At 59.6% G+C, this 11166-nt stretch carries 11 protein-coding genes; 5 read left to right on the top strand and 6 right to left on the bottom strand.

Going from position 1 to position 11166, the window contains the following annotated elements:
- Positions 1–169: 169 nt before the first annotated feature.
- On the bottom strand, positions 170–1507 hold the full coding sequence (argG, locus tag ABW043_RS18420) for an argininosuccinate synthase (RefSeq protein WP_353922658.1): 1338 nt from the start codon (positions 1505–1507) through the stop codon (positions 170–172).
- A gap of 182 nt (positions 1508–1689) precedes the next feature.
- On the opposite strand from argG, the gene ABW043_RS18425 reads away from it, so the two are divergent.
- The gene (locus ABW043_RS18425) at positions 1690–2763 is read left to right on the top strand and encodes a glycoside hydrolase family 43 protein (RefSeq protein WP_353922659.1); all 1074 of its coding nucleotides are present in this window, start codon (positions 1690–1692) and stop codon (positions 2761–2763) included.
- Between the two features lie 297 nt (positions 2764–3060).
- Here the strand turns inward: ABW043_RS18425 and ABW043_RS18430 are convergent, their stop codons facing one another.
- Both ABW043_RS18430 and ABW043_RS18435 read right to left on the bottom strand, forming a co-directional pair.
- On the bottom strand, positions 3061–3759 hold the full coding sequence (locus tag ABW043_RS18430) for a DUF899 domain-containing protein (RefSeq protein WP_353922660.1): 699 nt from the start codon (positions 3757–3759) through the stop codon (positions 3061–3063).
- Positions 3743–4045: a hypothetical protein gene (locus ABW043_RS18435; protein WP_353922661.1), complete on the bottom strand. Its 303-nt coding sequence runs from the start codon at positions 4043–4045 to the stop codon at positions 3743–3745. Before ABW043_RS18435 ends, ABW043_RS18430 begins: the two co-directional genes overlap by 17 nt.
- A 116-nt stretch (positions 4046–4161) precedes the next feature.
- Here ABW043_RS18435 and ABW043_RS18440 point away from each other — a divergent pair, with 116 nt between their 5' ends.
- Positions 4162–5367: a helix-turn-helix domain-containing protein gene (locus tag ABW043_RS18440; RefSeq protein ID WP_353922662.1), complete on the top strand. Its 1206-nt coding sequence runs from the start codon at positions 4162–4164 to the stop codon at positions 5365–5367.
- 3 nt (positions 5368–5370) lie between these two features.
- Here ABW043_RS18440 and ABW043_RS18445 read toward each other — a convergent pair whose 3' ends face one another.
- Both ABW043_RS18445 and ABW043_RS18450 read right to left on the bottom strand, forming a co-directional pair.
- Positions 5371–5991 carry a Vgb family protein gene (locus tag ABW043_RS18445; RefSeq protein WP_353922663.1) on the bottom strand — a complete coding sequence of 207 codons (621 nt, stop codon included), beginning with the start codon at positions 5989–5991 and terminating at the stop codon, positions 5371–5373.
- A gap of 193 nt (positions 5992–6184) precedes the next feature.
- Complete coding sequence (locus ABW043_RS18450) at positions 6185–7081, bottom strand: LysR family transcriptional regulator (RefSeq protein ID WP_353922686.1); 897 nt, start codon at positions 7079–7081, stop codon at positions 6185–6187.
- 108 nt (positions 7082–7189) lie between these two features.
- Between ABW043_RS18450 and ABW043_RS18455 the strand changes: the two genes are divergently transcribed.
- The 3 genes from ABW043_RS18455 to ABW043_RS18465 are packed head-to-tail and all read left to right on the top strand — an operon-like array spanning position 7190 to position 9741.
- Positions 7190–8074 (top strand): aldo/keto reductase, encoded by an 885-nt coding sequence (locus ABW043_RS18455; protein ID WP_353922664.1) that lies wholly within the window; start codon positions 7190–7192, stop codon positions 8072–8074.
- A gap of 10 nt (positions 8075–8084) precedes the next feature.
- Positions 8085–9074: an aldo/keto reductase gene (locus ABW043_RS18460; RefSeq protein WP_353922665.1), complete on the top strand. Its 990-nt coding sequence runs from the start codon at positions 8085–8087 to the stop codon at positions 9072–9074.
- A 22-nt stretch (positions 9075–9096) separates the two neighbouring features.
- Positions 9097–9741 (top strand): flavodoxin, encoded by a 645-nt coding sequence (locus tag ABW043_RS18465; RefSeq protein WP_353922666.1) that lies wholly within the window; start codon positions 9097–9099, stop codon positions 9739–9741.
- 625 nt (positions 9742–10366) lie between these two features.
- On the opposite strand, the gene ABW043_RS18470 is transcribed toward ABW043_RS18465, so the two are convergent.
- Positions 10367–11164 carry an inositol monophosphatase family protein gene (locus tag ABW043_RS18470; protein WP_353922667.1) on the bottom strand — a complete coding sequence of 266 codons (798 nt, stop codon included), beginning with the start codon at positions 11162–11164 and terminating at the stop codon, positions 10367–10369.
- Between the last annotated feature and the right edge of the window lie 2 nt (positions 11165–11166).

Here is an 11166-nt window from a genome sequence, read left to right on the forward strand (position 1 = left end):
CGCATCCCCGCCGGCGCCGACGCCGTCGCGCTGGGCCACTAGTAGATGTACCACTGGCGCGGGCTCGGCGCGCGCGTCAGTGGCCGAAACTGTTCAAGGGGCGGGGACAGTTAGCCCAGTTTAAGCGTCTCCCAACCGCATTCTGATCGGTGAACGCTCTCCCGCTGCCTCAGTCCTTGCTGCTTTCCAGCCGGAACATATCATCGCCTTCGCCAATCGAGATCAGGCCTGTCTTCGAATAGAGGTCTAGCTTGGCTCGCGTGTCGGCAATGTCGAGATTGCGCATGGTGAGCTGTCCGATGCGATCGGCGGGGGAGAATGGGGCGTCCTCGACCTTTTCCATGCTCAGCCGTTCCGGGGCGTAGGTGAGGTTCGGGCTTTCGGTATTGAGGATCGAATAGTCGTTCCCGCGGCGCAGTTCGAGGGTAACATCGCCGGTGATGGCGCTTGCCACCCAGCGCTGGGCGGTCTCGCGCAGCATCAAGGCCTGGGAGTCGAACCACCTGCCCTGGTAGAGCAGGCGACCGAGGCGCAGGCCGTTGATACGGTACTGCTCGATGGTGTCCTCGTTGTGGATGCCGGTCACAAGCCGCTCGTAGGCGATGTGCAGCAGAGCCATGCCCGGGGCCTCGTAAATGCCGCGGCTCTTGGCCTCAATGATACGGTTCTCGATCTGGTCGCTCATGCCAAGGCCATGGCGGCCGCCAATGGCGTTGGCTTCGAGCAGCAATGCCACGGGGTCGGTGAAGGTCTGGCCGTTGAGCGCCACCGGTTGGCCATCGACAAAGCGGATCACAACCTTCTCGGCCTTCACCTCGCAATCGTCGCGCCAGAACGGTACACCCATGATCGGGCTGACGATCTTGATGCCGCTGTCGAGGCTCTCGAGGTCCTTCGCTTCGTGCGTTGCACCCAGGATATTGCTGTCGGTCGAATAGGCCTTTTCAGCGCTCATCTTGTAGGCGAAGCCGTTCGCTGTCAGGAAGGCCGACATCTCTGACCGGCCGCCCAGTTCATCGATAAATTCCTGGTCAAGCCAGGGTTTGTAGATGCGCAGGTTGGGGTTGGTGAGGAGGCCATAGCGGTAGAAGCGCTCAATGTCGTTCCCCTTGAAGGTCGAACCATCACCCCAGATATTGACCCCGTCCTCTTTCATCGCCGAGACCAGCATTGTGCCCGTGACAGCGCGACCGAGCGGCGTGGTATTGAAATAGGTCAGCCCACCGGTTGACACATGGAAGGCGCCCGACTGGATGGCTGCGATACCCTCATGCACCAACTGGGTGCGGCAATCGACGAGGCGCGCATTTTCGGCACCGAAATCCATGGCCTTGCGCGGGATCTCGTCATAATCCGCCTCATCGGGCTGGCCGAGATTGGCAGTGTAGGCATAAACCTTGGCGCCCTTGAGCTTCATCCAGAGTAGAGCTGCACTGGTGTCGAGGCCGCCCGAGAATGCGATCCCGACCTTGTCACCCTTGGGCAGGCTCTTCAGAATTGTGCTCATTTATCTTCTCCGGTGGGATCTAAGTAGCGGCGCAGCGCTTTGATTATGGCGCGAGTAGCAAATTTCGCAGGGTGCGCCTAGCGTCCGATAGCGTTTGATCGGCGCTCTGCGGTGTTTGGCGTGCAGCAATCCCACCACGGGACCGTGCCGAGCTCGCCTCACATGGTTCATCGGAAACGATCATGCTTGACCTCCTTCGAACCACCTTGGTTTGTTTCGTCGCCGCGTCCGGGTTCTGCTGCAGTGTGGTTCGCGGCCAAGAAGTTTTCAATGTGACCGCTTCGGGCGATACCGGAATTCCGGGAGCAGATCCGAGTGTTATTCGCACACAGGATGGATATGTCGCAGTTGAGTCACGCCGCGGCCAGGCGCTCCTTGTTCGAGTGGCACCCACCCTTGAGGACCTGGCGGAGGCTCGCGCCGTACGCATTTGGTACGACCGTGATCGCTTGGGAGAGATCTGGGCGCCCGAGATCGTATTCAGGAATGGACGCTACCGCGTCTATTTTGCCGCTGGCGTGGGAAGCGATCACCGCATGTACGAAATCTCGTCGGCCGAACCCGACGCTGGCTACGGCGATGCTTCCGAGATCCCCCTCCCCGAAGACAAATGGGCCATTGACGGCCTGCCCTTCACCTTCGAAGGACGAGACTACTTCGTATGGTCAGGCTGGCAAGGTGACACCGACGTTCGGCAGGATATTTTCGTCGTTCGCTTGAATAGAGATGGTGTGCCTGAGGGCTCGCGCAGCCTGATTGCGTCTCCCGATCAGCCTTGGGAGAATATCGCCGGAGAAACGCCGTCAATCAATGAAGGTCCTCAGCCCATTGTTGACCCCGCGGGCCAGCTCCATATCGTTTATTCGGCAAATGGCTCATGGAATTCCAACTACTGCCTTGCGGACCTGCGCCTCGCGGCCGACGGCGATCCAATGGACGCAAGTGCCTGGGCCAAATCGCAGGGATGCCAATTCGGTGCCAACCCAAAGACGTTGGCGGAGGGAGCAACACTGGCGACGCGCGCAAAGGGCGTCGGTCACCACAGCTTCGTTCTCAGCGACGGAAATCCCGAAACCAGCGAAGAGGCCGGCGCAACCACGCCATTCCTATATCATGGCGTTCCAGCCGATATGGAGCCATCCAACTTCTGGGCAGCGCGAATGTGGTTCATTGGAATCTACCAATGGATCCCGGACGTCACATACGTTCGGGGCGAACAACAAGATACAGGGTGGGGCCTCAAGTTCACCGAATGATCCAGTTGTAATCCGGTTCTTCAGCCAGATTCTTCCTGATGGTCCATGGTTTCTCACCATTCCCTCTCGAACAGAGGGCCGAACAATTGCACCGAGCTATGTGCAACGTCAGCTTCGGGGTTCAGGCCTACGCTGGCCAAACGGCAGCGATGGGGTCGGGACCACGGAAAAATCCCAGTAGCCGCCATTCGGCCAAACCGCGCGATTGGCATCAGCCAGTTCAGGTCGAAATAGCGATCAAAAGCAACGGGTCGGCATGTCGCCGACCCGCACCTTGGCCGGATAGAATGGATGCCGCTAGCGATAGCGGTCGTGATGCCGAACCCAGTTCATTCCTTCGCCCTCATTGCGGCCTTTCGGCGCGATATCGAGCATTGCGTAAGTACCCATCATGACTTCCACGCCACGTCCGTAGGTTGAGTACGTTCGGAAGACGCGTCCCTCCTCATCCTTGTAGAAGGCACTGACACCCGGCCACTCCTCGCCTGTCATGTCCCACGCGCCAAAATTGTAGTCGATGTGTCCGCTGGCGATTTGCTCCGGCGAGAAGCTGACACGAAAGTCGGCGTTGAACGTGTTGTCATGGGAGGAGACCCACTGAAACTTCCAGCCCATACGGGCGCGGTATGCCTCGATCTCGGCGAGCGTTGCCCTGGATACAGCGACCAATGTCACGTCGTGATTGGCAAGATGCTTGTTCATGCCGTCTGTGTGGTCGGCCATGAACGAGCAGCTCTTGCATCCCTGCCGCCAGCCGGCGGCGAACATGAAGTGCTGGACGAGCAGTTGGGATCGACCGTCGAAAAGATCGACCAGTGTCTTAGGGCCTTCGACAGAGGCGAAGACGTATTCCTTCTCCACCTCGACCCATGGCAGTGCCAGCCGCTTTTGGCTGACAGCGTCTCGAAGCCTCGTGAGTTCTTTTTCGGAGGCGAGCAGATCTCGCCGGCTTTCCACCCATGCCTCCTGTGATACGACTTCATGCTGGAGCGTCATTGTTGGCTATCCCTTGGTTTGTTTTTTCACATTCCAAGCCATGCCCGATCAGCGTCAGCCACGAAGGCAAGTGGACCAGGCTCATCAGCAGGTACATCAGCCCCATATCCTGGAACGCGAATGCCGCGGGCGTTGAGATACAGGCCACGCGGCCGCTGGGTGTCAGCAGCGAGAGGCACGCGAGCACACCGAAGAGCGGTGCCGCCGCAAGGCGTATCCATTTCGCCAGAGCGAGCTCCAATGTCGGCTTGCGCAGGCTTATGATGTGATTGTTGTTGTCGTGCATCGTGCTGGTCTCGGCTTGGATGCTCGAAGATAGTGACGCCACAGGTAAGTCAGTGAGTTACAAATCTGGCATGATTGCCCCGGCTCCCCGACACCGAGAAACCCCAGACAGGACAAATGGATTCTATCCTGAATTCTGCAGCGCTGGCGCTTTCCAGCGGCGACATTCTGGGCGCACTGAACCGAATAGCTCTGCGCGACGACCCGGATGCGCTTGCCATGCGCGGAATCGCGATGGCGCAATTGGGAGAGTTGCCACGAGCCCGTGAGCTGCTTCGCTCCGCAGCCAAGAAATTCGGACCGGAAAGCGTGGCGAGGGCGCGCTGCGTTCTCGCGGAAGCGGAGATCGCCCTGGTATCGCGCGACCTCATATGGCCGGCGGAAAGCTTGGAAGCCGCAGGTCGAACGCTCCTGCAGCGAGGCGATATCCTGAATGCAGCTCATGCCTCAATTGTCGTCGCGCGTCGACATTTGCTTTTGGGACACCTCGATCTTGCCAAGGCACGCCTCGCAGACCTCGGCGCGCTTTCGCTTTCGCCCGCCTTGTCAGCGAGCAAGGACCTTGTCCTGGCCGGTATCGAGATCAGGCGTCTGCATGCAAGCACAGCGCGATCGGCATTGGCTCGGGCCGAACACGCCGCGCACATGTCAGGCATCGCCGCCCTGATGGGTGAAGTAGCAGAAGCACAACGTTCACTGGCCGAGCCTGCCGCCCTGCTCCACCATTCCGGTAGCACCCGGCCAATTGCACTCGATGGCGTTGAACGCCTGCTGGCGTCGGACATGCTCGTTGTCGATGCGTCGCGAAACACACTGAGATCGGGGACGACAATTGTCTCACTGGCTTCTCGCCCGATCCTCATGTCTCTGGCGATCGGGCTTGCGGAAGCTTGGCCTGGTGCGGCGAGACGGGAAACCCTGCTTTCCCAAGTGTTCGGAGCCCGTCATGTAGACGAGTCACATCGAACCCGGCTGCGGGTGGAAGTCGCACGCCTGCGCAAGCTGCTTGCTCCCTTGGCGAAGATATCAGCTACCCATAAAGGGTTCCGCCTGGTGCCCATACCAAGTGACGTCGCGGTGCTGACACACCCAATGAGAGGGCAGGACGCACAGATAATGGCATTGCTGTCAGACGGCGAGCTGTGGGCAAGCTCCGCGCTTGCCATGGTCCTTGGTCTCAGCACCCGTTCCGTGCAGCGCTCACTCCAGGCGCTACAGGAAGCCGGCAAGATTCAGTCAGTTGGTCGTGCCCGCAGTTTGCGCTGGACGGTTCTTACAGCCCCTGGCTTTCCCATGAGCTTGCTACTGCCGGGTGTAGCCTGATTTTCAGCTTCTGCTCACGATCCTGACGACGCCACTATTGCCGCCGCCGCAGAAAAATCGCCCTGCCCCGTCAGATTCAACTCCAGACACGCTGACCCCTGGCATTTCCAGCGTCGTCAATTCCTGACCGCCATCAGGATCGATCCGGGTCAGGCCGCCGCTGCCATCCTCCGAATAGCCATGCCACAACTCTCCATCGACCCAGGTTACCCCAGTCACGAACCGGCTGGTGGAAATGGTCCGGATAACGTCTCCAGTGCCTGGATCGATCTGGACGATCTGGCGATCCCGATATTGCCCGACCCAAAGGTAACCATCTGACCAGGCAAGGCCGGAATCTCTTCCGTGACCGGGTGCCGGGATCGTGGAAACGACCTGGCCGGTCGCAGGATCGACTTTTTGAATCAGGTCATCGGCAATTTGGAAAAGGTGACGACCGTCAAAAGCGGTGCCCGCATGGGCTGGGACCGGCAATGCTCGCATTTCCGTTCCGTCTTTGGGATCGAATGCCCGAACATGCGTGCCGGTAGCTGCCCACACGAGCTGACCGTCGTAACTGACACCGTGTACAGGCCCATCGGCATTCGCGGTGAATTGCCCAATTACCCTGGCATGCTGTTTCATGGCTCATCTCCGCTTGTTCAACCGCTTCGTGCAGGCTCGTCTGCCGGCGAAAACTAACAGATGCAGTGATCCGAAGTGGAGTTACATATCCGTCGGTTGAGCGCCGGTCCTTCGACGGAATCGCCGGGATTCCAGAAAGCGGACATCGCCCTACATGGAACGACGGACGCAAAAAACGGACGTCGGGCCGGGGCTATCGAGTTCTATGACGAAGCACGTCGATAACCAGCGCAAAGGCTGGGTTCATCTGCCTGCGACTGGGGTAGTATAGGTGAAAGCCCGAGAACGGTTGGCACCAGTCGTCCAGCACCTGCACGAGTTCCCCGTTGTGAAGATGGGGTTGGGCACTGTCCTCGGGAATGTAGGCGATGCCGAAGCCCCGTATGGCCGCATTGACCATCGGTCGGACGGTATTGAAGGTGAACTGCCCGTCGACCTTGACCCGTAGTGGATGGCCATCCTTCTCGAATTCCCAGGCGTACAGCCCGCCGCTGGTCGATAAGCGCAGATTGATGCAGGTATGGGCCACCAGTTCCTGCGGCGTTGTCGGCGAGGGGTGAGTGGCAATGTAGGTAGGCGACGCCACCGCCACCATCCGCATGTCTGGTCCGATCCTCACGGCGATCATATCCTTCTCGACGCTCTCACCAAGCCTCACGCCAGCGTCGAACCTCTCGGCCGCAATGTCGGTGAAGCTGTGGTCGATAAAGAGCTCAACCTTGACGTCAGGAAAGTCGACCAGGCCAGCCGCCAGCTTCGGCCACAAGACTGTTTCGGCTGCTCGCTCGCTGCAGGTGATGCGCACCAGGCCGGCCGGGCGGTCACGCAGGTCTCCCATGGCCAAGAGTTCGGCCTCGATCTCCTCAAACCGAGGAGCGACGGCAGAAAGCAGGCGCTCGCCGGCCTCCGTTGTAGAGACGCTTCGCGTGGTTCGGCTCAGCAGCCTGTAGCCCAATCGCTCTTCCAGGGACCGCATGGTCTGGCTGAGCGCCGATGGCGAAACCCCGATCTCCGCAGCAGCGCGAGTGAAACTTCTGACGCGGGCAATCACGGCAAACGCTGCCAAATCATTGAAATCAGCGCGGGCGATTTTGAAGCCTCCCTAACAAGCAGATGAAGATTATAGCGCCTAATCAGGAGGGAGGGGCAGGACTATCTTTCTTTCACGACGACAATGTCACCCCAAAGGAGAGCCAGAATGACGGTCCCCAACATCATATTGAACAATGGCGTGACGATGCCGGCGCTCGGCTTCGGTGTCTTTCAGACGCCACCCGACGAAACCCGGATCGCCGTCGCCGAAGCACTAAAAGTCGGCTATCGCCACATCGACACAGCCGCGGCCTATGGCAATGAGCGCGGCGTTGGGGATGCCCTCAAGGCATCGGGCCTAGCTCGCTCCGACGTGTTCATTCAGACCAAGATCTGGATCAACGACTACGGCTACGACGAGACGCTGCATAGCTTCACCAAGAGCGCCGGCAAGCTGGGCGTGGAGCAGATAGACCTGCTTATCCTGCACCAGCCGCTACCCTCGGCCTTCGAGCGGACGCTGGGTGCCTACAGGGCCCTCGAAACACTGCTTGCCGATGGCAAGGTTCGCGCGATCGGCGTGAGCAATTTCATGCCCGAACACCTCGAAAGGCTCCTGCGCGAAATAAAGGTCGTGCCGGCCGTCAATCAGATCGAGGTGCATCCGTATTTCCAACAGCCCGAACTACAGACCCTCCACGCCAAGCATGGCATTCTGACCCAAGCCTGGGCGCCGATCGGCGGCATCACGTTCTATCGGCCAGGCTTCTCCAAGAGTACGCTGGAAGATCCCGTTATCCTGGACATCGCTAGGGCTCACGGTAAGTCGGCGGCACAGGTGATGCTTCGTTGGGGCATCCAGGAAGGGCGCTCCGTGATCCCCAAATCGGTAAAGGCGGACCGTATTGCCGAGAACTTTGACGTCTTTGATTTCGAGCTCACCCAAGACCAACTGGCCGCGATCGATGCGCTGAACACCAATGAGCGGGGCGGTCCGGTGCCGGACAGAATCACGCTGGACACGTTCAGCCGCGAAATCCCGGAAGCATGAGGTGGATGACATGAAGAAGCGTACATTGGGTCAGGGTCTTGAAGTTTCCGCCATTGGATTAGGCTGCATGGGGATGAGCGCGGCTTTCGGCCCTGCAATGGACCGGCAGGAGGCTATCAAGCTGATCCGCGCTGCTGTTGACCGGGGCGAAACCTTCTTTGACACAGCGGAGGTATACGGCCCCTACGCCAACGAAGAGCTGGTCGGCGAGGCCCTTAAACCCCTGCGCGAACAGGTCGTCATCGCCACCAAGTTCGGCTTCGACATCGAAGGCAGTCAGGGTTTCGCCCGCCAGCCGCTCAGTAAACCTGACCACATCCGGAACGTCGTCGAGGGCTCACTGAAACGGCTGCAGACCGATTATATCGACCTCTACTACCAGCACCGGGTCGATCCCAACACGCCCATAGAAGACGTGGCCGGCGCTATCAAGGATCTGATCAGCCAGGGCAAGGTTCGCCATTTCGGCATGTCCGAGGCCGGCGTCCAGTCGATCCGCCGCGCCCACGCCGTCCACCCGGTCACCGCGCTCCAGAGCGAGTACTCTCTCTGGTTCCGCGAGCCTGAAAACGAGATCATTCCGCTGCTTGAGGAGCTGGGCATCGGCTTTGTGCCATTTGCTCCTCTAGGAAAGGGATATCTCACTGGTACGGTGAGCCCCGAGAAAAGCTTCGGCACAGACGATTTCCGATCAAAGCAACCACGCTTCTCCGCCGAGAACCGACAGGCCAATCAAATATTTGTCGAGGTGCTCAAGCAAACGGCAGAAGCCAAGGGGGCAACACCAGGCCAAGTGGCCCTCGCCTGGATTCTCGAACAAAAGCCCTGGATCGTCCCAATTCCAGGAACGACCAAGCTGCATAGGGTCGAAGAGAATCTGGCGGCAGCAGATCTCGTTCTCGATGCCGACGACCTGGCAAGCATCGCTTTTGCGCTGGAGGGCGTAGAAATGGCGGGAGATCGATACCCGCCCGACAACAAGGCAATGGCCGGTCGGTAAGACCCGAAAACAATCCCAAAAAATGACCATCGGCACCGCCCCCTGGGCGGTGCAAGACGAAACACGGCCATCCGTGGCGTCCAACTCCAAGGAGCCGACAATGCAGCTTTCCAGAAGGAACCTCGTCATGGGCGCGCTCGCCATCGGCGCTGCAGCAGGAGCATCCTCCGGTGCTCGCAGCCAGAGCGGAAGTGCAACCCTCGTTGCCTACCTGACCCGGTCTGGCAATACTCGCGTCATCGCCGGTCAGATAAGTCGCGATTTGGGTGCCAACCTTTTCGAGATCAGAACCTCTCAGCCATATCCCGAGGATTACGAGGAGATGGTGGCGCAGGCCGAGCGCGAGCGCCTCCAAGGGTTTGAGCCGCCGCTCGCCGAATTGGTCGAGGACGTGGTGTCTTATCGCACCGTATTCTTGGGCTTCCCGATCTGGGGCATGACGGCGCCCTCAGTGATCCGATCGTTCCTGTCGAACCATGACCTTACGGGCAAGCGCATAATCCCCTTCATCACACACGGTGGCTATGGGGTCGGCAACAGCCTTGAGGTTGTTGCGGCCCATGCGCCGGACGCAGAGATCCTGCAAGAATTTTCGCTGGAATGCGATCAGGAGCGGCAAACCATGCAAACGGTAAGGGGATGGCTGGCGGAAGTTCAGGAAATCTAGAACTCGTTTAGGGCGTGGCGTCCGCTTTTGAACATCTAGGCGAGACTGAAGGGCCGAAATAGCGCCAAGAGTCGCCCAGCAGTGAAGCGCCCAGTCCGGTCGTTTGGGGCTGGGACAAGCTCTCAGAAGCGGACAATATCGGAGCAACTAACGCTACATCCGTCCTTCCGTCCGCCGAAAGCTCTCGTGACGAATTCGTAGACAGCTAGCGGATCGAATTGGCGAGGTCGCAGGCAGCCACTTTTCTTCCGGTGATCGCGACATAAACATCCACGGCGGACGCATCGTCCACCTGCCAAAGGTCGCGCGGCAGGTGCAATGCGCGCGGTATCCCACCCAATCTACGAGCAAGATGCCTTCCTTGGTGAGCCGGAGATTGCGTAGGGATCGCTCCTCCATGGCGCGTCGATCGCTTCGGATCGCGTGAGCAGTCCAAGCCGACCTAGAGCGTCGAGGACGTCGCGGCTGGCTACACCCTCCACCACGCCGGCGGGTCGGCTTCCCCTCAACAGCGATAGGCAGCCACCAATGAACGGCAGTTTTAAGGGACCCGCCAGCCCGGCTACCACGTCCGAGACGAGCGGTACGGGGTTGGATACAGCCGGCTCATCTGCCGTTTAGCGATTTAGGAAACACGGCCGACTATGCCCGCCAGCTCAGCTGCAACTTGCGGAGCCGCTGCGAATACGTCGCCTTGAGCATTGAGACCGGTTTCCACCATGAAGTCATTAGTCACCCCTCCCGCCTCGGCCACGAGGACAAGGCCGGCGAGGCAATCCCAGGCGTTGAGTAGGGGTTGGAAATAACCAATGTAGTGACCGGCCGCCACGTGGGCCAAGGTCAGTGCGGTGGAGCCATTGCGCATGTAGGAACCGTTGGCAGCCAGCAGGCGCTCGATGATGGCACCCACACGGACACTGTAGAGTGAATTGCTACCACCAATGGCCGTGAGGCCTCCGGCTATAGCGGCGCTGGTGTGCACCGTGATTTTGCTTCCGTTCCGATACGCTCCCTGACCAAGGCTGGCCCAATAGAGCTGATCCTGGCACGCATCGTAGGTCAGGCCAACGACGGGCACGCCATCTTCGAGAAGAGCGATGACCACGCACCAGGTGGGTAGGCCGAAAAGGAAACAGCTGGTGCCGTCGATCGGATCGATGATCCATTGATAGACGCTGTCTCCGGCGGACGCCCCGTGTTCTTCGCCCAACTGACCATCCTGAGGAAACTGCTCGGCGATGGCCGTGCGGATGAAGCTCTCGACGGACGTGTCTGCTTCGCTGAACAGATCACCGATGCCTTTAGAGTGCACATCGAGTGCCTGATAGCGCTTGAAATAGTCGAGTGCGATGGCGCCGGCTTGGAGAATGATGGTCTTGCCGGCGGCCAGCCGGTCGGCGCGTTCGCGCGCATAGTTCGTCATGA

It is taken from the genome of Devosia sp. (genome assembly GCF_040509215.1).
GTDB lineage: Bacteria > Pseudomonadota > Alphaproteobacteria > Rhizobiales > Devosiaceae > Devosia.